The 22,198-nt window shown below is 57.7% G+C and carries 22 protein-coding genes; 3 read left to right on the top strand and 19 right to left on the bottom strand.

Annotated features, from left to right (window positions below; all coding sequences use genetic code 11):
* Nucleotides 1–171: 171 nt before the first annotated feature.
* Nucleotides 172–1,059, top strand: coding sequence for a KPN_02809 family neutral zinc metallopeptidase (ypfJ, locus tag QP977_RS09305; RefSeq protein ID WP_005511486.1), 888 nt, complete (start codon nt 172–174; stop codon nt 1,057–1,059).
* A gap of 27 nt (nt 1,060–1,086) precedes the next feature.
* Here ypfJ and hisS read toward each other — a convergent pair whose 3' ends face one another.
* Together hisS and QP977_RS09315 are read right to left on the bottom strand one after the other, a co-directional pair.
* Entirely contained in the window at nt 1,087–2,370 is a 1,284-nt protein-coding gene (hisS, locus tag QP977_RS09310; RefSeq protein ID WP_284847264.1) for a histidine--tRNA ligase, read from the bottom strand.
* Nucleotides 2,371–2,413: 43 nt separating this feature from the next.
* Nucleotides 2,414–3,085, bottom strand: coding sequence for an MBL fold metallo-hydrolase (locus QP977_RS09315; protein WP_070549607.1), 672 nt, complete (start codon nt 3,083–3,085; stop codon nt 2,414–2,416).
* Between the two features lie 292 nt (nt 3,086–3,377).
* Here QP977_RS09315 and QP977_RS09320 point away from each other — a divergent pair, with 292 nt between their 5' ends.
* Nucleotides 3,378–4,217: a peptidylprolyl isomerase gene (locus QP977_RS09320; RefSeq protein ID WP_284847265.1), complete on the top strand. Its 840-nt coding sequence runs from the start codon at nt 3,378–3,380 to the stop codon at nt 4,215–4,217.
* Between the two features lie 121 nt (nt 4,218–4,338).
* Here the strand turns inward: QP977_RS09320 and QP977_RS09325 are convergent, their stop codons facing one another.
* From QP977_RS09325 to ruvC, 8 genes are all read right to left on the bottom strand, one after another.
* Nucleotides 4,339–6,600 (bottom strand): RelA/SpoT family protein, encoded by a 2,262-nt coding sequence (locus QP977_RS09325; protein ID WP_016422688.1) that lies wholly within the window; start codon nt 6,598–6,600, stop codon nt 4,339–4,341.
* A 7-nt stretch (nt 6,601–6,607) separates the two neighbouring features.
* Nucleotides 6,608–7,144, bottom strand: a complete 537-nt coding sequence (locus QP977_RS09330; protein WP_016422687.1) for an adenine phosphoribosyltransferase — start codon at nt 7,142–7,144, stop codon at nt 6,608–6,610.
* 110 nt (nt 7,145–7,254) lie between these two features.
* Nucleotides 7,255–8,472 (bottom strand): protein translocase subunit SecF, encoded by a 1,218-nt coding sequence (gene secF / locus QP977_RS09335; RefSeq protein WP_070567154.1) that lies wholly within the window; start codon nt 8,470–8,472, stop codon nt 7,255–7,257.
* Nucleotides 8,473–8,478: 6 nt separating this feature from the next.
* Entirely contained in the window at nt 8,479–10,404 is a 1,926-nt protein-coding gene (gene secD / locus QP977_RS09340; protein WP_049193686.1) for a protein translocase subunit SecD, read from the bottom strand.
* Nucleotides 10,405–10,714: 310 nt separating this feature from the next.
* Nucleotides 10,715–11,179, bottom strand: a complete 465-nt coding sequence (yajC, locus tag QP977_RS09345) for a preprotein translocase subunit YajC (RefSeq protein ID WP_070438357.1) — start codon at nt 11,177–11,179, stop codon at nt 10,715–10,717.
* 66 nt (nt 11,180–11,245) lie between these two features.
* A complete protein-coding gene (ruvB, locus tag QP977_RS09350) occupies nt 11,246–12,358 on the bottom strand; it encodes a Holliday junction branch migration DNA helicase RuvB (protein ID WP_284847266.1) in 1,113 nt (370 codons plus the stop codon).
* Between the two features lie 66 nt (nt 12,359–12,424).
* Nucleotides 12,425–13,045, bottom strand: a complete 621-nt coding sequence (gene ruvA / locus QP977_RS09355; protein WP_048731308.1) for a Holliday junction branch migration protein RuvA — start codon at nt 13,043–13,045, stop codon at nt 12,425–12,427.
* A gap of 82 nt (nt 13,046–13,127) precedes the next feature.
* Complete coding sequence (gene ruvC / locus QP977_RS09360) at nt 13,128–13,685, bottom strand: crossover junction endodeoxyribonuclease RuvC (protein WP_048731311.1); 558 nt, start codon at nt 13,683–13,685, stop codon at nt 13,128–13,130.
* A 115-nt stretch (nt 13,686–13,800) separates the two neighbouring features.
* Here ruvC and QP977_RS09365 point away from each other — a divergent pair, with 115 nt between their 5' ends.
* The gene (locus QP977_RS09365; protein WP_049193684.1) at nt 13,801–14,265 is read left to right on the top strand and encodes a DUF3817 domain-containing protein; all 465 of its coding nucleotides are present in this window, start codon (nt 13,801–13,803) and stop codon (nt 14,263–14,265) included.
* Between the two features lie 513 nt (nt 14,266–14,778).
* On the opposite strand, the gene QP977_RS09370 is transcribed toward QP977_RS09365, so the two are convergent.
* The 9 genes from QP977_RS09370 to QP977_RS09410 all read right to left on the bottom strand — a co-directional run bounded on the left by QP977_RS09370 (nt 14,779) and on the right by QP977_RS09410 (nt 22,100).
* Nucleotides 14,779–15,531 carry a YebC/PmpR family DNA-binding transcriptional regulator gene (locus QP977_RS09370; protein ID WP_048731316.1) on the bottom strand — a complete coding sequence of 251 codons (753 nt, stop codon included), beginning with the start codon at nt 15,529–15,531 and terminating at the stop codon, nt 14,779–14,781.
* Nucleotides 15,532–15,610: 79 nt separating this feature from the next.
* Nucleotides 15,611–16,231, bottom strand: coding sequence for a pyridoxal 5'-phosphate synthase glutaminase subunit PdxT (gene pdxT, locus QP977_RS09375; RefSeq protein WP_048731318.1), 621 nt, complete (start codon nt 16,229–16,231; stop codon nt 15,611–15,613).
* A complete protein-coding gene (locus QP977_RS09380) occupies nt 16,231–17,109 on the bottom strand; it encodes an acyl-CoA thioesterase (RefSeq protein ID WP_016422678.1) in 879 nt (292 codons plus the stop codon). The genes pdxT and QP977_RS09380 overlap by 1 nt, the downstream gene beginning before the upstream one ends.
* Before the next feature lie 2 nt (nt 17,110–17,111).
* Nucleotides 17,112–18,014, bottom strand: coding sequence for a pyridoxal 5'-phosphate synthase lyase subunit PdxS (gene pdxS, locus QP977_RS09385; protein WP_005511452.1), 903 nt, complete (start codon nt 18,012–18,014; stop codon nt 17,112–17,114).
* Between the two features lie 139 nt (nt 18,015–18,153).
* On the bottom strand, nt 18,154–18,657 hold the full coding sequence (locus QP977_RS09390) for a hypothetical protein (protein WP_016422677.1): 504 nt from the start codon (nt 18,655–18,657) through the stop codon (nt 18,154–18,156).
* A gap of 53 nt (nt 18,658–18,710) precedes the next feature.
* Nucleotides 18,711–19,853, bottom strand: coding sequence for a glycosyltransferase family 4 protein (locus QP977_RS09395; RefSeq protein ID WP_070767465.1), 1,143 nt, complete (start codon nt 19,851–19,853; stop codon nt 18,711–18,713).
* 2 nt (nt 19,854–19,855) lie between these two features.
* Nucleotides 19,856–20,758: a phosphatidylinositol mannoside acyltransferase gene (locus tag QP977_RS09400; protein ID WP_070429454.1), complete on the bottom strand. Its 903-nt coding sequence runs from the start codon at nt 20,756–20,758 to the stop codon at nt 19,856–19,858.
* Nucleotides 20,759–20,769: 11 nt separating this feature from the next.
* Nucleotides 20,770–21,471 carry a phosphatidylinositol phosphate synthase gene (pgsA, locus tag QP977_RS09405; RefSeq protein ID WP_049193676.1) on the bottom strand — a complete coding sequence of 234 codons (702 nt, stop codon included), beginning with the start codon at nt 21,469–21,471 and terminating at the stop codon, nt 20,770–20,772.
* On the bottom strand, nt 21,465–22,100 hold the full coding sequence (locus QP977_RS09410; RefSeq protein ID WP_042388668.1) for an ATP adenylyltransferase: 636 nt from the start codon (nt 22,098–22,100) through the stop codon (nt 21,465–21,467). Before QP977_RS09410 ends, pgsA begins: the two co-directional genes overlap by 7 nt.
* Nucleotides 22,101–22,198: the final 98 nt, after the last annotated feature.

Here is a 22,198-nt window from a genome sequence, read left to right on the forward strand (position 1 = left end):
ACCCCGGCTATTTTGCTTATTACCGGTCATCGCCTTGGGTCTACCTCGGGCTTCATGTACTCATTTTGACAAAGTTCTCCGTAGGTCCTGACGTTGATTTACATGCGGTTACTATGACGCAGCGCTATTCAATGGCCCGTTTTCCGCACCTTATGCAATAGTCTTACTCCTATGACCTTCCGGAATGACTTCCAAAAGAGCTCGGCTCGTGCCGAGCGACGCTCGGGTGGTGGCCGCGCTATCGCCGTAGGCGGTGGCGGTATCGGCGGCCTTGTCCTCATTGGCCTGTACTTACTTCTCGGCGGTGACCCGGGACAATTGGGACAGCTGACAGGTGCCCAGAACAATCAGTCCTCTCAGACTGCACAGCAGTCCCCTGGTGAGGATCCCTGCAAGACCGGCGAAGATGCCAACAGCCGCATCGACTGCCGCATGGAATTCACCGGTATTTCGGTCGACCGAGTCTGGGAAGAACAGCTCCCCGCGCAGGCCGGCATCGAGTACACGAACCCAGGTCTAGTCCTCTTTGAAGGCTCCACTCAGTCGGGCTGCGGCGCAGCGTCCTCGTCCACCGGCCCGTTCTACTGCCCCGCTGATCAAACGGCCTACTTCGACACGGAGTTCTTTAGCACCCTGGAGCGCATGGGCGGAGGCAACGGACCGCTCGCTCAGGAATACGTCGTGGCCCACGAATTCGGACATCACATCCAGAAGTTGGAGGGCACCCTCGGCCGCAGTAACTACAACGAACCGGGCCCCGATTCCGACGCTGTAAAGATTGAGCTGCAGGCCGACTGCTACGCGGGTATCTGGGCTCATTACGCGGACAAGGGTCCGGACGCAATCCTCGAACCGCTTTCCGACGAGCAGGTTGCCGATGCCCTCAAAACTACGAAGGCCATTGGCGATGACACCATCCAGCAGCATTCAGGCGGTGGTGTTCAACCGGACTCCTGGACCCACGGCTCGGCCGAGCAGCGTACGAAGGCATTCCTGACCGGCTACAAGTCAGGAAAGATGTCTCAGTGCGACACTCTCGAGCGCGGCGTCTACAGCTAGACTCCGCACTCAACAAATGCGCGTTTCCTAGATGCGCGACTGCAACTCCGGAACCAGTGCATCTAGGGCGACTGCGTGCTGCTCGTGGGACTCAAGGTTCTTCAGCTGAACCTCGCCCGCGGCCAATTCAGACTCGCCGAGGACCAACGCAAATCGGGCTCCAGCGCGATCGGCACCCTTCATTGCCCCCTTCAGCCCGCGGCCACCGTAGGACATATCCGCGCGAATACCCGCTTGGCGCAGCTTATTGATCTGCACCGCCATAGCGTGAGCGGCTTCTTCACCGAGCGCAACACCATACACATCGACGCGTCGACCATCGCTGGCCTGCTTGCCCTCTGCTTCCAGTGCGAGCAGCGCGCGATCCACACCCAAACCAAAGCCAATTCCAGACAGCTCTTGGCCGCCGAGCTGCGCCATCAGCCCGTCGTAGCGACCACCGCCACCGATACCCGACTGAGCACCAAGGCCGTCGTGAACAAACTCGAAGCACGTCTTGGTGTAGTAGTCCAGTCCGCGCACCATTCGAGGATTGATGACATAGGGCACCTTCATGTCATCCAACAGTCCAGTCACAGCTTCAAAGTGACTGCGGGCGCTGTCGGAAAGGTGGTCCAGCATCAGCGGCGCGTCGGCGAGCATTTCCTGCATTTCCGGTCGCTTATCGTCGAGAACGCGCAGCGGGTTGATGTTTGCACGGTGGCGCGTTTCCTCATCCAGAGGCAGGTCAAACAAGAATTCCTGCAGCTTAGCGCGGTATTCGGGGCGACAGGTGTTGTCACCGAGGCTTGTCAGCTCAAGCCGGAATCCTTCCAGGCCGATGCCGCGGAAACATGCGTCGGCAAGCGCGATGACTTCAGCGTCCAGCGCAGGATCATCGACGCCGATTGCCTCTACGCCCACCTGCTGCAACTGACGGTAACGGCCTGCCTGCGGGCGTTCATAGCGGAAGAACGGCCCCGCGTAGGAAAGCTTGACCGGCAACTGACCGCGGTCCAAATTGTGCTCAATGACCGCGCGCATCACGCCCGCGGTACCCTCCGGGCGCAGGGTGACGGAGCGGTCGCCGCGGTCGGCGAACGTGTACATCTCCTTGGTGACGACGTCCGTCGATTCACCTACGCCACGTGCAAAAAGCCCGGTGTCCTCGAAAATTGGCAGCTCAATGTGCTCATAGCCCGCAAGTCGTGCGCGGTGCTGGAATGAGTTTCGCACCGCCTCGAATTCGCGGGAGACCGGCGGGACGTAATCCGGCACGCCCTTGGGCGCGGAGAATGGCTTCAACTTCTTTGGCTTCTGGCTAGAGTTCACCCCGCTAACTCTACCTGCCAACTCTCACGAGGTGTCAGCCAGGCTAGGTGAGGTTTTGCAGGAACGGGTTGGTCGCGCGTTCCTCGCCTATCGACGATGCGGAGCCATGGCCCGGAAGAATCATGAGGTCATCCGCCAGCGGGAGGACCTTATCCTTCAACGACTGCTGCATGTGCTCCGGACTACTGCCCGGCAAATCTACGCGACCGATAGCCCCCTTAAAGAGGACGTCCCCGCTGAAGACAATCTCATCTTCCCCATCGGAAGCGCGCAGCATCACGCATCCCGGAGAGTGACCCGGAGCGTGAATGACTTCGAAATTCAACCCTGCCCACTTTACTTCGTCGCCATCCTCGAAGAAATCGGCTTCCGTATAAGCCTGCATAGAATCGATGTCAAAGAGGTGTCCGAAAGAAGAACCGCCGAGCTTCGGATTGGCCAGCAACACATTGTCGCTTTCGTGAATGAAGACGGGGATATCCCAGAAGTCGGAGGCCTCCGCGACATCGCGGACATGGTCGATATGACCATGGGTCAGCAGAATTGCTTCCGGCTTCCAATCTCGCTTCTCAACCTCGCCGCGTACTACCTCGAACGCCCCCATGCCCGGGTCAACAATGACGCATGGGGTGGACAGGCCGTCCATTTCCGGAGCGCCTGTTGCCACGTAGCAGTTGGTCTGAAAAGGGCCGGCTGCAAAACCAAATATCTCCATGGCGCTCCATTGTAACGATTGTGTACAGCCCCCGGCAGGCTATTTGCGCCTTCCAACAACGGGAAGAGAGCACCTTTCCCCTTGCTCGTTGGCCTGTCATCTCGCAAATGGGAAGCAATCCCGGGCATAATGGTCGATTGTGTACGCGACGGTGACCGACTGAGCTGTTACTTCAAATGCGGTCACTATCAATGGGCAAAATCGTCCGCTGGTGTTCCGTCACCAGCAATAGATGACTAACAGATACGGAGAAAGACTAGTGGCCAATAATGAGCAAAGGCGCAAAGATGCGATGCGGACGCTCGAGCGCGAACTTAAGCGCCGTGCACGTGCCGAGAAGCTGAAGCCACTGGGCGTTGTCGTAACTACCTTGGCTATCCTGCTCTTTATCGGTGGCGGCATCTACTTGCTGACCACGGCTGGCGGCGCTGACGACAATGAGGCCGCTGATGAATCCACGACTCCAGTCGAACCTGCAGCTCTGACAGCTACTCCTGTCAGCGGTGAAAAGGTTCCAATGAAGCGCTCTTCCCCACTTCCGGAAACCGTGACCTGTGACTACCCGGATGATGGCGAGGCATCGAAGGAAATAGATAAGCCAGCTACCGACAACGTTCCCGCCACTGGCACTGTAACCATCACCCTGAAGACTAACCAGGGCGACATTCCGATGGAGCTGGACCGCACTATTTCACCTTGCGGCGTCAATGCAATTGAGCACATGGCCAAGTCCGACTACTTCAATGACACTGTGTGCCACCGTATTACCGGTGGTGGCCTGAACGTTCTGCAGTGTGGCGACCCGACTGGTACCGGTACCGGCGGCCCGGGCTTCAAGTTCGCTGGCGAATGGCCGGTCAAGGATTCTGGTCTGGATCAGAATACCCCGTTGGTGTACCCGAAGGGCTCTATCGCCATGGCAAACCCGAGCGACCCAGATGCCAACGGCAGCCAGTTCTTCCTCAACTGGGCAGATTCTCAGCTGCCTCCGCAGTACACCGTGCTTGGCTCCATGACTGACGAGGGCACCAAGACGGTTGCGGACATTGCGAAGAACGGTATCGAGGGCGGCGGTACCTCTGACGGTAAGCCAGCTAAGGAAGTCCGTATTGAGAAGGCGGAAGTCAAGTAGCTGACTCAACTGACTGATTCAGAAATTAATCAAAAACAGGGCCAAGGTGTTTCACCTTGGCCCTGTTTTAATACCTACGCGGCCTCATCCTTTTTCACATATCGATGGGCTGCTAAACCGCCTACTGACCAGAAGTAATGCGGTAGACATCGAAGACTCCCTCGACACCGCGCAGAATGTTGAAGATATAGCCCATCTGCTTAGTGTCCGAAACCTCGAAGCTAAAACGCATTACGGCAACGCGGTCATCGGAGGTATGGGAGGACGTCGACAGGATTGAGACCTTCTGATCGGAGAAGACGCGAGTAATCTCCGAGAGCAGTCCATGACGGTCAAGTGCTTCGATTTGCACCGTAACCATGAAGACCGCACCGGAGGAATCTGTTGCCCAGGAGACCTCGATAATGCGCTCCGGCTCCTGGTGCAGCTTCTCCGCATTAGTGCAGTCCGTACGGTGCACACTGACCCCACCGCCGCGGGTGACGAAGCCAAAGATGGCATCGCCCGGCACAGGCGTACAGCATTTGGCAAGCTTAGCGGCCATATCCGCGCTGCCTTCTACCAACACACCCGTGCTGTCAGCGCGGCGCGGAGTGTTGTGCACGTTCATCTTTGAAATTGGCGTGCGGGAGACCAACTGCTCTTCGGCATCGTCCGCGCTCGAGAACTGCGCCATCAGCCGGTGAGTCACATGCTGCGCTGAGACCTGCCCCTTACCGATAGCGGTATAGAGCGCATCGACATCCGCATAGTGCAGCTCGGAGGCAATCTGCTTGATGGACGCCGGAGTGAACAGGCGGTGCATCGGCAGACCGCCGCGCTGTACCTCTGCAGCCAGTGCGTCACGGCCGGCATCGAGTGCCTCCTCGCGGCGCTCTTTGGCAAACCACTGACGGATCTTTGCCCGCGCACGTGGAGTTTTAACAAACTTCTCCCAGTCCTTAGACGGACCGGAATCGGCATCCTTGGACGTGAAAATCTCGACGCGGTCGCCAGTTTTTAGCGGTGATTCCAACGCCACTAGCTTGCCGTTGACTTTGGCACCAATACATCGGTGACCTACTTCAGTATGGACCGCGTAGGCAAAGTCGACCGGCGTGGAGTCCGCAGGCAATGTGATGACATCGCCCTTAGGTGTGAACGCAAAAATTTCAGTGACTGAGAGGTCATAGCGCAGGGAGTCCAGGAACTCGTTAGGATCTGCGGCCTCCCGCTGCCAATCCAGCAGCTGACGCATCCACGCCATCTGATCGACTTCGGCGGAATCTCCCTTGTGAGAGCCCTTGGTTTCCTTGTAGCGCCAGTGTGCGGCAATGCCGTACTCAGCGTTGTAGTGCATCTCATGGGTGCGAATCTGCACTTCTAGCGGGGAGCCACCTGGACCGATGACCGTTGTGTGCAACGACTGGTAAACCCCGAAACGCGGCGCGGAAATATAGTCCTTGAATCGCCCCGGCATAGGTTTGAACAGCGAGTGGACGGCACCCATCGCGGCATAGCAATCCTTGGTCGTGTCCACCAGAACTCGAAGTCCGACCAGGTCAAAAATCTCGTCGAACTCATGGCCGCGGACAATCATCTTCTGATAAATCGACCAGTAGTGCTTCGGCCTGCCCTGTACCTCAGCAGCAATGTGAGACTCCTTCAGATCCTTCTGAATCATCTCGGAGACTTCCTGGATGTACCGGTCCCGCTGCGGCGCTCGATCTGCGACCAAACGCACAATCTCGTCGTACTTCTTCGGGTACAAAATGGCGAAGGAGAGATCTTCCAACTCCCACTTCACGCTGGCCATTCCCAAACGATGCGCCAGCGGTGCAATCACCTCGAGGGTCTCACGGGCCTTCTTAGCCTGCTTTTCCGGCGGCAGGAAGCGCATTGTGCGCATGTTATGCAGCCGGTCAGCCACCTTGATAACCAGCACGCGCGGGTCCTGGCTCATGGCGATAATCATCTTTCGCACGGTCTCTGCCTCGGCGGCGGAGCCCAACGCGACCTTATCCAATTTGGTCACACCGTCGACCAGTCGTGCGACTTCTGGGCCGAAGTCCCGCTCCAGGTCCTCCAGCGTGTAATCGGTATCTTCGACCGTGTCATGTAGCAGCGCTGCCACCAGCGTGGTGGTATCCATGCCGATCTCGGCGGCAATAGTGGCGACTGCAAGCGGGTGAGTGATGTATGGCTCGCCGGATTTCCGGTACACGCCGTCGTGAAGGCGCTCGGCGGTATCGTAGGCACGCTGAAGCACAGCCAAATCTGCGCGCGGATGCACCTGTCGATGCACCGCGACAAGGGGATCTAGCACCGGGCGGATTTTCGTTCTGTTGCCGGTAAGGCTTCGCGCTAGGCGGGCACCATAACGGCGTGCGGGCCCTTCAGCCATGACTCATTCACCCCTTATTAACCACGTACAAAGGCAGATCAGCAAGCTTCTCCCGAGCTCCCAGGCCTTCAACCTCCAGCACGGTGCACAGCCCGGTTACCTCGACACCAGCTGTCTCCAGCAGGGCGCGAGCTGCACACAGGGTGCCACCAGTTGCCAACACATCGTCGACAAGTACGGCCTTCTTGCCCTTCAGCTCAAACCCACTAGCCGGAATCTCAAGCGCGGCCGTACCATATTCCAGTTCATAGGTCTCGGTCAGCACAGGCGGTGGTAGCTTACCCTTCTTACGAATAGCGAGCACTCCCAGTCCAAGCTTGTACGCCACCGCAGAACCCAGCAGGAATCCACGCGCATCTAGGCTGCCTATAACATCAGCCCCGAACTCTTCCACCTTGGCGGAAATCTCGTCCACAATCAGGGCGAACGTCGTGGCGTCGGCAAGCGCCGGCGTCAGGTCCTCGAAGAGTACGCCCTCAACTGGAAAATCGGGCACGAACCGAATCTGATCGGCTAATGCCTCACGCGCGTGTGCATACGACACAGGTTTAAGCTCCTTTTCGGCGAAAAGAAAAAGTGCGGGTACCTGTCAACGATACCCGCACAATGCGCTTTTAAAGTAGTTTCACCCGAACCACTGGGAGGCGCTACCTCCTACTGCCCCGGACGCCAGGACAGCGGCTTGTCTTCATCGCCCTCAAGCTTCGGAGTCGTCACCGTTCGTTTCGGCGTCGACTGCTCCATCTCGCTTGCCGACGGCTCCTTCGAGCCCGAGTCCTCCGCAACATCAGTGGTGGCGGAATCGGTGCCCGAACCGGCTCCCTCAGATGCCTTTGCGCGGGCAGACAGTACCGCCTCTTCATGCTTGCGGTATTCACGCTGCCGCGACTTAAGAGACACCAACAGCGACGAAGCCAGGAAGATCGAAGAGAACGTACCTTGAATAATGCCGATGAGCTGAACGAGTGCAAGGTCCTTCAGCGTTCCGACCCCTAGCATGCCCACGGCGATGACCATCAGTGCCAGGATTGGCAGGAGCGTCGACACCGTGGTGTTGATAGAACGCATGATGGTTTGGTTGACCGCCAGGTTCACCAACTCGGCGTAACTTCTACGGGTCGATGAACGATAGCCTGCCGTGTTCTCGTCGACCTTGTCGAAAACCACGACGGTGTCGTACAGGGAGAACGACAGCACTGTCAGCAAGCCGATAATGGTTGCCGGGGTGACGTCAAGACCAATGAGCGCGTAGATGCCCATAATCACGATTGCATCCACAACCAGGGCGAGAATTGCGGCAATGGCCATGTCGCGCTCGAAGTGAATGGTGATGTAGATGAACACCAGACCCAGGAACACCACTGCAGCCAGCAGCATTCGGTTGGTAATCGAAGAGCCCCACGACTCCGACACGGTCGAGTCACCAATGGCATCCGGGGTCTGCTGCCCCTGTACATCGACGGGCTTGAATGCATCATTCAACGCGATACGAGCACTATTAATCTCGTCCTGAGTCAGCTTCTCAGAGGTGATCTCCAGGATTCGGCCCTCACCAGAACCGATAATTTGCACCAGCTCCGGCTTCACGCCGGTCGCCTCAGTGAAAACCTCCTCGGCCTGCTCAGTTGTCACTGAGGCCGGCGGCATAGTCATCTTGGTACCGCCCTCGAAGTCGATACCGAAGCTGAACCCGCGAATCAGCATCGCTGCGAAAGCAACAACGATGATGGCGACGGCAATCTGGTACCAGCGCTTCCGCTTGCCGACGATGTTGATTCCACCCTCGCCGGTGTAGAGGCGGCGGAAGAAGGAGTCGTCTTTCACGCTTTCTGGCTCAGTGATTAGCGCCGGATTCGTCTGAGTAGTATTCATGGATTCCTACTTCCCCTCATTCGCGCTGGAGTGAGCTGCACCGGTGTCGGCAGCCGTACTGGCGGAGGCATCGGAGGCTCCGGCCTTCTTACCGGCAGCTACAGTCTTATTCCTCTGTGCAATCTCCATGACCGAGCCGAAGCCGTTCATCGACGGCTTGGACAAAGCTGGCCACTTACGAGTAGCCAGGATGACCAACGGCGCAGTCACGAGGAAAGCCGTCACAATGTCGAATGCTGTGGAGAGACCAAGTGTGAATGCGAAACCGCGGACATCGCCAACGGCCAGGATGTAAAGAACCACAGCCGCAATGATGGACACAAAGTTACCCGAAAGGATGGTGCGCCGTGCTCGTCGCCAAGCGTGCGGAACCGCGGAGCGGAAAGTTCTACCCGCGCGGATTTCGTCCTTAATGCGTTCGAAGAAGACGATGAAGGAGTCAGCCGTTACACCGATGGAGATGATGATACCGGCGATGCCAGCGAGATCGAGCGAGTAGCCAATCCAACGACCAAGAAGGACAAGGACGCCGTAGACCATCGCTCCAGCTGCTGCCAGCGAAACCAGCGAAATCACGCCCAGGCCGCGGTAGAGAGCAATCGCGTAGACGACAATCAGGGCGATACCGATAATGCCGGCAAGCAGACCGGCTTCCAAGGAAGCCGAACCAAGCATGGCCGGGATAGTCGTGGTGGTGCCGCCCGGCTCGCCGTCCTCACCTGCGAACGACAGCGGCAGTGCACCATAACGCAGGTTATTGGCCAGCCCCTGTGCCTCGTCGATTGAGAAGTCGCCCGTGATGCGGGTGGCAGAACCAACTGGGGTTGCCTCCTGAATCACCGGGGCGGAAATGACCTTCGAGTCCAACACGATAGCGACCTGCCGCTGCAGGTAGTCATTGGTCAACTTGGTCCATGTGCGAGCGCCGGTGTCATTCTTCCCGGACTTGAAGCTAAAGGAGACCTGAATCTGACCAGACTGCTGATCGTAACCACCGTTAATCGGCGCATTGGTATCAATAGCGTCGCCGGACAGACGCTGGCCCTTGGCCTCGTCCTCCTGCCCAATCAACAGCGGAGCCTTGCCCAGGAAGATGGCTTTACCGCCTTCGGGCGCACAGGTCACCAGCGGCTTGGCCGGGTCATCGGCACCCTGTAGCGGATCAACTGCATCGCGGTTATCGCAGGTCATCAGCGCAGCGGCTGCAAACTGTGTCGTTGGGTCTTCGGACTGGCGAGTCGCCAACAGCACGTCACGAACCTTCGTACGCAGCTCGGCCGCTTCAATTGAGTTCGCCGGCTTTGCCGGAGCTGTTGCGTCCAACTTCGGGGCCTCGCCCAGCGACTTGGACAGCTCCTCGGGAACCGGCTGATCTGGGTTCTGTTCCTTGAAGGCATCAATTGCACGCTTCTGCGTTTCGTTCATGTCCTTGTAGAGGTCATCAACACGCTTGGTGGCTTCCTCCTTCGACAGGACACCGACTGACACCCAATCTTCAGCAGTCTTCTTAACTACCTCGCCAAAGGCAGCTTCATCAGGGCCCTGGGTGGGCTGTTCTACCGGACGGAAGAAGAGCTGCGAAGTCTGGCCGAGCGTACGCGCCTCCTGTGAGTCTTCACCCGGCACGGTAATGACCAGCGTGTCACCGTCGGTGACAACTTGAGCGCCGCTGACGCCCATGCCGTTTACGCGGTTCTCCAGAATCTTGCGAGCCTGGTCCAGCTGATCGCGCGTCGGCTTTTCGCCCTGCGGCACCAAGGTTACTCGGGTACCACCCTGCAAGTCGATGCCCAACTTTGGCTTGGCTGATCCGCCGCCGGTGAAAAAGACGAGTGCGTACGTAAGGATGAGGAAGCCAACAAACAGTGCCAACAGCCACTGCGGCCAGTTCCTCTTGAATGTATTCGCACCGGATCTGGATTTGCTGTTCAAAGCAAAGTCTCCTGAATCGTGACGTTTAGGTACTTAAGCGTTTCGGGTAGAAACGCAGGTCTATAACCGCACCGCGAAATCGCGCGATACCAGGAAGAGGCATTGCGGGCGTCGCTAAGCAAAGCTATAAACACCAACCGCTAGAGAATAACCGATTTAGCGTAGTGCGCCGGTTTTGACTTGTACCTATTTAGTGAAAATCTTGCCCACGCTTGCCGACGGCGAAACCTGGGACGCGCCCGCTAACCCCACGGCGCACGCTACAGCTTGGATGCATGCAAACCGACGGGGCGTGGGCGTGCAAAAACTGCTACTGCTTTTCGGTGGAAGTGGAACCGTCTGTACCCGGGTTATCCGGGGTACTCGGAGTATTCGGGTTCTCGACCTGCTCATTGACGTCCGAAGCTGCATTGTCAGCCGGACCGTGGCCGGTGATTTCTTGGACGTCGCCGACGTGGTCATCTGGCGCATCGGAAACACGGCCACGTCGATCACGGTGAGCGTAGCTAGCTCCGGTACCGGTGGTGAGGTTGCGGGCAATGGCGCCCTTTTCCCAACGGGTCACGATGCCGTCAGCGATAATCAGGTCGACGGTTGTTTCGGTCGTATCAACGACCACACCATGCATACCGGAACCGGTGATGACCTCTGCGCCCGGGGCCAACTTATCCTGCATGTCCCGAATGGTGCGCACCTGCTTGTTCTGCTTGATGATCTGCCAAATTGGCAGCGCCAGGAACAAGAAAATAAGTAGGAGGAGAATAGTTTGATCCATGTCTGCCGAGTTTAACGAATTGCCAGCTAGCAATTCCACACTGCCCCGGCCAGGTCGATGAGAAAGCTATTCTCCGATAGTTCCCTCCGGAGGCTGCAACCCCAAGTGCCGCCATGCTCGGGCAGTTGCAACACGTCCGCGCGATGTACGCGCAATCATCCCGGCACGGACCAAGTAGGGCTCGCACACTTCTTCCACAGTCGAGGGCTCCTCACCGACTGCCAGCGCCAGGGAATTCACGCCCACCGGGCCGCCACCGTGCCCCTTGACCAGGGCAGTCAGCACTGCGCGGTCCAAGCGGTCCAGCCCAAGCTCATCGACATCGAAGACAATCAACGCCGCCTTGGCCGCACCAAGATCAATAACGCCACCGGAGTGAACATCTGCGAAATCGCGAACGCGACGCAGTAGGCGGTTGGCAATTCGCGGGGTACCTCGCGAACGCGAGGCAATCTCCACTGCAGCCTCTGGGCTGATATCCACCCCGAGGATCCCAGCGGCACGGGTAACCACCTTTGTCAGATCCTCGACCTCGTAGAACTCCATCTGCGCAGTAAAACCGAAACGGTCACGCAGTGGGCCAGTCAGCATACCCGAGCGCGTCGTTGCGCCTACCAGCGTAAAAGGTGGAATCTCGAGTGGAATTGACGTAGCTCCAGGCCCCTTGCCCACGATGACATCAATACGGAAATCTTCCATTGCCATGTAGAGCATTTCCTCCACGGGCCTGGCAATGCGGTGGATCTCGTCAATGAAGAGTACATCGCCCTCGAGCAGGTTCGATAGCATTGCTGCCAAATCGCCAGCGCGAATAAGCGCCGGACCGGACGTCATTCGCAGGGACGCCCCCATCTCCTGCGCAATAATCATGGCCATGGTGGTCTTACCCAGGCCGGGAGGTCCCGACAGCAGAATGTGGTCCGGAGTCACATTTCGTCCCCGTGCCCCGGAGAGCACCAAATCCAGCTGCTCGCGGACCTTGGGTTGGCCGATAAACTCCCCTAACGACTTTGGTCGCAGGTTCGATTCCGCATCGACTTCCTCGACCTGAGCGCGGGCATCGACATCACGTTGTGCACCATTTCCCCCACCGCCAAAATGGTCGTTGGCTGCTCCATCTAAAGAGTCCCTGAAGGGATTGCCCGACACGTTAAACTCCGTGCGCTCGATATCGCTCATAGTCCCCTCATCCTAGTGCACTGCCATTTTTCATCATCAATGTAGCTGCAGGTCCTCGACCTGGATTTACTTTTCGCCCAATGTCTTTAGCGCCGCCTTCAGCGCCATTGATGTATCCAAGGTCGGATCAATCCGAACAACAGTCTCCGCTGCCTCATTCGCATCAGCTTCCGGGAACCCAAGCCCGACCAAAGCACCAACGACCTGATCCAGATCTGCCTTCAAAACAATGCCAGGCGCTGCTCCGCTTGCAGCTTCCTCCGGCTGGGATACCGCCCTATCCGCGAAAACCTCGACCTTATCCTTCAACTCAACCAACAGGCGCTCCGCCAATCGCTTGCCGACGCCGTTAGCCGCCTGGAGGGCCTTGGCATTCTTTGAGGCAACCGCATTGGCAATCTCGGCCGGCGACAGTACCGATAGAACAGACATCGCTACTTTTGGCCCCACTGTCGAGACAGTGCGCAAGAGCGCAAACATCTCACGTTCCTGCGAGTTGGCAAAACCAAAAAGCGTAATCGCATCTTCACGAACCGCCATTGTGGTCAACATGAAAGTCTGCTCATGCCTCACCAACTGAGAAGCTAACCTGCCCGTAATGGTGACCAAATGCCCGACACCACCGCACTCGATAACGCAATAGTCCGCACCGAGATCGATAACCTCACCGCGTAGAGATGCAATCACTTCTCACAATTCCTTTCACTACGGCTTCCCGAAAGACACCGAGATAAACGCCGAACTCACAAGTGTGCTCTAGCAGGCTCCCCTACCGCGAGGGATTCTCACGGCGAGAAAGCTCCAACTCCCGCTCCTCGTGTTGCTTAGCAAGCGCAGCCAAGGTGTCGCGCTGGCGTTGCAGAACCGGACCACGCCAACAGTGGCAGATAGCGATGGCCAACGCATCCGCTGCGTCCGCAGGTTTTGGCGGAGTTTCCAACCCGAGGATTCTCGTCACCATCATGGTCATCTGCTTCTTATCAGCCCGACCGTTGCCGGTAAGCGCCTTCTTTACCTCCGACGGCGTGTACATATGCACTTCCAAACCGCGTCTCGCCGCAGCGAGGACAAGGACACCAACCGCGTGCGCAGTCTGCATTACGGTGGACACATTGCCGCGCTCGAATACCCGTTCCATCGCAACCACGTCCGGCTCGTACTCATCCATCCACTGCTCCACGGCATTGGAAAGCCGTAGAAGACGATCCTCCAACGATGCCGTGGTTGGTGTGCGGGCGACCCCCACCGCAATGGGAATGACTTTCCTGCCCTGAGCACCTTCCGCAATGGAGAGACCACAACGAGTAAGGCCAGGGTCGATACCCATCACCCGCAGAGATCCAGCTCGATAATTCACCTCTCCACTAATACCACATTTCGAACAGCTGTTTGTATCGTAGCTACACGGGGCACCAACCGTTGATTCTGATAGGTTTAACACCATGAATTCACCGAAGAAGCTCTACGGCGTTCTCGCTGCAGCTGAAATGGTCACGTGGGCTCTGCTGCTCTTGGGGCTGGCACTGAAGTACCTGTTCAAAGTCACTGACATCGCCACCACCATCTTCGGCGGCATCCACGGTTTTACGTTCCTGTGCTACGTAGTCACCACCATCATGGTGTGGATCAACCAGCAGTGGAGCTTTGGCCGCGGTGTCATCGGCCTCGCCTCTTCTATCATTCCATTCGCAACCTATCCGTTTGAACGAAACACCCTGAAGGCAGGCCTCTTGGATCGGCCCTGGCGCTTTACCGACGAATCCGAGGAGCCACAGGACATTTTCGAGTGGGCACTCGCGATGATTATTCGCCGCCCGTTTATCTCGGCATTCGTCATCCTCATTGTTCTCGTCGTGGTCTTCACACTGTTGCTGATGGCCGGACCTCCGACTCAGTGGTTCTCCTAAAACGGTTCAACTAAAACTTTCAGAAACCAAAATCGGTTTAATAGACAAAAATATGTCCGCCTGGCGTGTCGACCGGCGCGTCGGCGGGCGGGCACCCTTCGCTACTTACCCCAATGCGAGTTACTGACTGCGTTTATGACAAAAATGACCTGAAAAATCGTCTGATAGTGACATAAACTCGCACAGTTTCACATTTGCAGCCGTATTCACACGCGCAGCCCGTAATTTTTTGAGGTTGCCAGTGTGTCGGGTTGTCGGTTTTTCTCCTTACCCCCCCCCAGGGTGTGGAGCTACCCGCAGGCGGGCTCTGACCAGTCGCTATCTTGAGGATCAGACACACTCTTTGACTCTGCCTGTCTCCCCCCCCCAAAAAAAATCCCCATCGGACGACTCTCCGATGGGGATCTTCCATTCACACCAGCTCACCGCGCAATTCAGCGCTGCGGACTACCCTGCGCGGGCACCCCTTTAACGCCGGGAAGCCGGTCAGCGGAACCGTCGCCAAGCAAACGCCTAGTCTTCGAGTTCGGCGATAACCTCGTCGCTGATGTCGGCGTTCGAGTAGACGTTCTGCACGTCGTCGGACTCTTCGAGAGCGTCAATCAGACGGAAGAGCTTGCGTGCACCGTCAGCATCGAGAGCCACCGTGGTAGAAGCGCGGTAGTCCTGATCTGCGGAGTCGTACTCCATTTCGGCATCGACAAGAGCGGTGCGGACATTCATCAGATCGGTAAAGGCGGAGACAACCTCGAACTTTTCGCCCAGGTCGTTGACCTCCTCTGCACCAGCATCGAGAACCGCCATAAGCAGGTCATCCTCGGTCAGCTCGCCCTTCGGCAGCTCGACGACACCCTTCTTTTCGAAGAGGTACGCCACGGCGCCGTTGTCTGCCATGTTGCCGTTGTTCTTGTTGAACGCCGAGCGCACATCGGAAGCAGCACGGTTACGGTTATCGGTCAGGCACTCCACAATCAAAGCGACACCGCCAGGTGCGTAACCTTCGTAGACAATGGTCTCCCAGTCAGCACCGCCGGACTCCTCGCCGGAACCACGCTTGCGGGCACGCTCAATGTTGTCGTTGGGAACCGAGGCCTTCTTGGCCTTCTTAATCATGTCATCGAGGGTGGGGTTACCAGCAGGATCACCGCCGCCGGTACGAGCCGCGACCTCGATGTTCTTGATCATCTTTGCCCACTCTTTGGCGCGCTTGGCGTCATTAGCAGCCTTCTTGTGCTTTGTGGTTGCCCATTTTGAATGACCCGCCATGTGCTAGTTCCTACCATTCCTCTCGTCAATACCCATGTAGATGGGAATTCGTCAGGTGTTCATTATACAAACCGGGGATTTAAATGCCGACAAGCTCTCGCAAAAAGAACTCGTGGAGCCGCGTCTCCCCCGTCGACTCCGGGTGAAAGCTGGTGGCCATCGCAGCCCCCTGCCGTACTCCGACCACTGTACCTGCGGTCTCTCCAGCCGATTCTGGCACCCGCGCTAGCACCTCAACATCATCACCGACACGCTCGACCCACGGTGCGCGAATAAAGGCGGCGTGTACAGGCGGCTGGTCACCACTGATCGCCAGCTGCGGAATATCCAAGTCAGTTTCGAAGGAATCCACTTGCCGGCCAAATGCGTTACGACGGACGGTGATGTCAATCGCCCCCAGGCTAACGGCATCCGGACGGGTATCGAGCACTTCGTCGGCAAGCAAAATCATGCCGGCGCAGGTGCCATATGCCGGAAGGCCATCGCGGAGGGCTTCCCGCAGCGGGTCTTCAAGCTCATTGAAGACCATCAGCTTGCTCATGGTTGTGGACTCGCCGCCGGGCAAAATTAGGCCGCTAAGCCCTTCCAGATCACGGGGCAAGCGCACCTTTCGGTGCGGGACGCCGAGCTGGTCAAGCACATATCCGTGTTCGGCAACGTTGCCCTGAAGAGCGAGGATACCGATTGTTTCCTGTGTCATTAATCTAGGTTCTCACTGCGAGCATCGAAGTTCGTCGCCACTGGCACGGGCTCGACACCCGGGGCCAGGCTTCGGGTCAGCCCTTCCTGCGTGACGACGGCCACGAGCTCACCCTTTTGGTTAAAGATGCGACCGTGAGTCAATGCGCGACCCGCGTGCGCCGATGGCGAAATCTGGTCGTAGAGCAGCCATTCATCCGCACGGAACGGACGCATAAACCACATCGCGTGGTCGAGGCTGGCTTCCTGGACCTCAACGCCTGGATGCGGAACGAGTGCCGATGACAGCAAAGTCATATCCGACATGTACGCCAGCGTGCAGACGTGGAAGGTCTCGTTATCCGGCAGGCGATCCTTGCACCGGAACCATACCAGCTGCTGGGACGGGGTGTACTTGTTGTGTTCGAACTGATCATCCGGCACTACCCGGATATCCCAGTCCGCCCACTCGCGCATTAGTAGACGACGTGTGTTCGTCATCTCAGAGGTGTCGGTGACCACATCTTCAGGATCTGGCACCTTGCGCATCACGTCAGAGTGCTCGAGTCCCTCATCCCCCTTACGGTGGAAGCTGACCTGCATTACGAAAATCGTACGGCCATCTTGCACAGCTTCGACGGAGCGGTGGCAGAAAGACCGTCCATCGCGAATACGCTTGACCATGTACACCGTCGGGATATGGGGGCGGCCCGGGCCTACAAAGTAGGCGTGGAGGGAGTTCACCGCGAAGGTATTACCCACCGTGCGCGTCGCCGCGACGAGGGACTGGCCGGCAACTTGGCCACCGAAAGTGCGCTGCAGGATTGACTTAATGACTGGGCCACGGAAAATGTCCCGGTCAATCTGCTCCAGATCTAATACCTCGCGGATGTTAGCCATTTTTACCAGCCACGCTCAGCGAGTCGGTGCGGCTGCGGAATCTCGTCGACGTTGATGCCGACCATTGCCTCGCCGAGACCGCGGGAGACATCAGCGATGACCTTCGGATCATCGTAGTGCTGGGTTGCCTGGACGATAGCCTTGGCGCGCTTCTCCGGATCACCGGACTTGAAGATACCGGAACCAACAAAGACACCCTCAGCACCGAGCTGCATCATCATTGCAGCGTCAGCCGGAGTTGCAATGCCACCTGCGGTGAACAGCACGACTGGCAACTTACCGGTCTCAGCGACCTCGCGTACCAGCTCGTACGGTGCCTGCAGCTCCTTGGCGGCAACGTAGAGCTCGTCCGGAGCCATAGAACGCAGACGGTTAATCTCAGCGCGGATGGTGCGCATGTGAGTCACAGCGTTGGAGACATCACCGGTACCGGCCTCGCCCTTCGAGCGAATCATGGCAGCGCCCTCGTTGATGCGGCGCAGAGCTTCACCCAGGTTGGTCGCGCCACAGACGAACGGCACGGTGAAGTCAAACTTGTCGATGTGGTTCGAGTAGTCGGCCGGGGTCAGAACCTCGGACTCGTCAATGAAGTCAACACCGAGGGACTGCAGAACCTGTGCCTCAACAAAGTGGCCGATACGGGCCTTGGCCATAACCGGAATGGAGACGGCATTGATAATGCCCTCAATCATGTCCGGGTCAGACATACGTGACACGCCACCCTCTGCGCGAATATCGGCGGGGACGCGCTCCAGCGCCATCACGGCAGTTGCGCCGGCATCCTCAGCGATCTTGGCCTGCTCCGGAGTAACGACGTCCATAATGACGCCGCCCTTCATCATCTCAGCGAAACCGCGCTTGACGCGTGCGGTGCCCTGCCCGGAGTTGTTCTCAACCGTGCTCAACGAACCCTACTTCCCTAATAAAACTGGTGAATGTGACTGTTTGTAGTCGTTTAACACTATAACGCCTGAACTAGACAGTGCTGTTCATTGAGTCAGAAAACACCGCGAACTTCCAGCACAACAGCGGGTTTTCCCACAATTAAGCCGTTGTCAGTCCATCTGCAACATCGAAATATTCCGGTTCAGGTGCAGTGCCCGCCAGCCGCAGCGCGCGCACTAGCGGCCTGGCTCGCAGTGCTTTCGTATCCGTCACCGCATCATTGTAGAAACGGCGGGCGAGCTCGAGCCGCGTATGGGCGTCAGAAAGCTCAATTGCCATCGTCCGGTCCACGGGCTGTTCCTCATAGAGCGCCACAATTTTCCTAGTCAGTTCGTTTTCCACGTCTGCACGCTGTCCAGTGTTGTTGGCTCTAAGTGGTGTGGCTTCCACCTTCGTCACTACGCCGGCGAGTTCCGGGTAGGCGGCACGAGCGACTGCGGCCCTTCGCCCCAACGCCGCTTCCAGTGAAGAACGCGCCAAGTCCGTGCGAATGTGCATACGGTTCAAACGCGTCGCTGTCGATGAAGCCACCAAACCGCTAACGAGTACGACAATCAGCGCAATGACTAGGACAACGACCCAGATTGGAACGGTTACGTCCACCGAAAACCCACTTTCACTCCGCTGCGTTTAATCAGCTAACACGACGGAAATCTCTATGGCGCAATGACGACCTTTTCGCCATCCATGCGCACCGTATCGTACACACGCAGAACGCCGTCGGCGACCTGCGACCAGTCATACTCCCAAGCCCGCTTATGCCCGAGTGCGCGAAGCTCCTCCCCCAACTTTGGCTGCGTCAAAAGGCGTACGACTGCATCCGCAAGGTCTGCGGAGTTACCGTTTTCAAAGTGAAGCCCGTAATGGCCGTCGTCAAGCACGAGTTTGAACGCATCGATGTCGCTGGAGATCACCGGCGCACCCGCCGCCATCGCCTCTACCAGCACGATGCCGAAACTCTCTCCACCACGCTGCGGGGCAATGTACGCATCCGCATCGGCGAGTATTGACGCCTTAGCATCCTCCGACAGTCTGCCGACGAAATGCAGGACATCTGCGTTTCTGCCCGCTTTACGACGAGCTGCCGCGACATCACCATCACCAACAACACAGACCTCAAGCTGTGGAATCTCTGCACGTATTGCCGGCAGCGCGTCGAGCAACACGTCAAAGCCCTTACGAGATTCGTCGAAGCGTCCGAGGAACACGAGCCGATAGACCCCCTCACGCCGTGGCGGGATCTCAGGCAACGATGAGGCGGCCGGGCAGGACTCAAAATCTCCAACACGGACACCATTGGGAATGAGAACCGGGTCGCCGCCGAGTTGCTCAACCTGCCAGCGACGAGCCACTTCCGAGACAGCGATGCCTCCCCGAATGCGTTCAAGGTACTTCCGCAAAAATGGCGTGGCCAACTTCAATGCTAGGGAGTCCGTCGCCGCAGAGTGATAGGTCGCGACAATTGGCCCGACCGAGTTTACTAACGACAGCATTGAAAAACTGGGCGAATTCGGCTCATGGATATGAAGAATGTCAAAGCTACCTTCCTCGATCCATGTGCGGACTCGACGGCTCGTGCGGGGACCAAAAGACAGCCGAGCGACTGAGCCGTTATACGGAATCGGGATGGCGGCACCACCTCGAATAACGAAATCCGGCACATCCGCCTGCGCGCTAGCCGGGCCGATAAGACTGACCTCGTGGCCGCGGCGGATGAACTCCTCACACAAGTCAATCGCGTGAGCTTGAACCCCACCTGGAACATCGAACGAGTACGGGCACACCATTCCGATTCGCACGGCTACTTTGACCTCTTCTTATCCGCTGGCCACAGTGGCTGCATCATGTGCCAATCCGCTGGATGCTGAGCAATATCAGATTCAAAAACAGTAGCGATGTCTTGGACAATGTCAGCTAGATTGCGCCCCTCAGTCGGCACGAATGGATGCGCTACAAAGCGCCAACCATCGCGCGTGTAGGACAGGCCCGCGGGCATAAGCCGAGCGCCCGTGTCCTGTGCCAGCTTTGCCGCGCCGACCGGCATTGTCGTCTGCTCGCCGAAAAAAGTGACCGGGACCCCGTGGCCGCCGAAGTCACGATCAGACAGCAGGCACACAACGCCACCGTCTTCCAATCGCTTCTGCAGTTCCGGCATCGCGGGTTTGCCACCGGTAAGCGGGAGAATGTGGAATCCGAGGGATTCGCGGTACTCCACGAAAGCGTCGTAAAGCACCTCTGGCTTCAGCCGTTCCGCCACGGTACTGAACCGGCCATGGCGGGAAACGAGCCACATACCTGCCATATCCCAGTTACCAGAATGCGGCAGTGGGATGACGATGGAATCTCCGGCCTCGAGGGCCTCAGCAACTCGTTCGAGCCCATCGCTGGTGGATTCGACCGTGTCTGCCAGCTCTGGAGAGGCGATGGAGGGCAACCGGAATGCCTCCACCCAATAGCGTAGATAGGAACGCATGGAAGCCCGAATAAGCCCTTGCGGCACTTCCTCAGGCGGACAGCCCATAACGCGAGCCAGGTTCTTGCGAAGCTGGCGGGTCGTCGTGGGATTTGCTGCTACCCGATCGGCGGCTATGTTGCCGATGCGGTAGGCCACGCGTTCCGGCAGCAGACCAAAAATCTTCCACCCGGCCATATAGCCGAGCGCAACGAAATCATCTTTCGAGCGAGGCAGGAAGAAACTAGTCATCGTATCCTCCTTTAGTTGTTGGAATCAGCCGAACCCGTGGACTTCGTAGCAGAGTCAGGGTTGATAGATGAACTATCAGCTGCGCCTTCTGGCGGGGCGATGGGATCCAACGCTCCTGGCTGCTTAGCCACCATGTACAAGCGCTGAATGACGGTGAATACCGACCCAATCGCCAGGAGCCACATTGCGACGTAGAGGGCATAGTCCACGCCAAGCCCCTGGAGCCCAATGCCGATTAGACCGATAATCAGGCGCTCCGCACGTTCGACGAGACCGCCGTTGACCTTGAGGCCGCTAGCTTCTGCCCGAGCCTTAACGTAGGAAATGACCTGGGAAGATCCCATAGTGATCAGTGTCAGAATAAGCAGCACTGAATCCGCGTCATGGTGATACACCACCCAATACGCTATCGCCCCGAACAGTGCAGCATCCGTAATGCGGTCACAGGAAGCATCCAGCGTCGCTCCGTATTTCGTTCCCTGCCCTCGAAGTCTGGCCATCGTGCCATCGAGCAGGTCAAAAGCAGTGAAAATAGCGATTGACACCGCAGCTGCGAAAAGATGGTTGGTAGGAATCAGGATTACCGCAAGCAGAACGGAAACTACCGTTCCCACCAGGGTGACCGTGTTCGGGCTAATGCCGACCCGCAAAAGTGCAGCGGCAATCGGTTCAACTACTGGGCGGATTGGAGCCCTGCCACGGACACTCAGCATGCTGCCCCATCCTCTTGATTAAGGGCACGCCAGCCGTCGGCAAGCAACTCGCGAGTCTGACGAAGAGCCTGCGGTAACACTTTGGTGCCATCGATCACGGTCATAAAATTGCTGTCACCCGACCAGCGCGGTACGACGTGCATATGCAGGTGATCGGCGACCGAACCGCCGGAGGCCTTGCCTAAGTTGAAACCTACATTGACGGCGTGCGGGCGCGAAACCGATTTGAGAGTACGAACCGCATGCTTGGCAAATCGCATCATCTCGGCTGTTTCTTCGTCGGTCAAGTCCTCAAGGTTGGCGACTTCGCGATATGGAACCACCATGAGGTGCCCTGGGTTGTACGGGAACAGATTCAAAACGGCGTACACCCACTCGCCGCGAGCGATAATGAGTGCTTCCTCATCGCTTTGCTTCGGCAAATCAACGAAGGGGTTACGAGATGGCTTGGAGTTATGCACACCACGCTTGACGATGTAGTCCAGCCGGTAGGGTGCCCATAAGCGCGTGAGCCGATCCGGTTCGCCGTAACCGCTGTCGACGTATACGCCATCAGACGATTCCTGCTGGCCGGCATTGCCCTGCTGCTGCGGAGGCAACTCTTCACTTCCCGACTGATTCACTGCCATCCCCTTCGTTGCGTGGCCGGGACCCCATTCGAGCCCCGACCACATATATTTCTCTGCTGTAGTTTACGACCTCGCGGTCAACTTCTTTGGATTACCAC

Origin of the sequence: Corynebacterium sp. MSK012 (assembly GCF_030232435.1) — a bacterium.
Taxonomy (GTDB): domain Bacteria; phylum Actinomycetota; class Actinomycetes; order Mycobacteriales; family Mycobacteriaceae; genus Corynebacterium; species Corynebacterium jeikeium_D.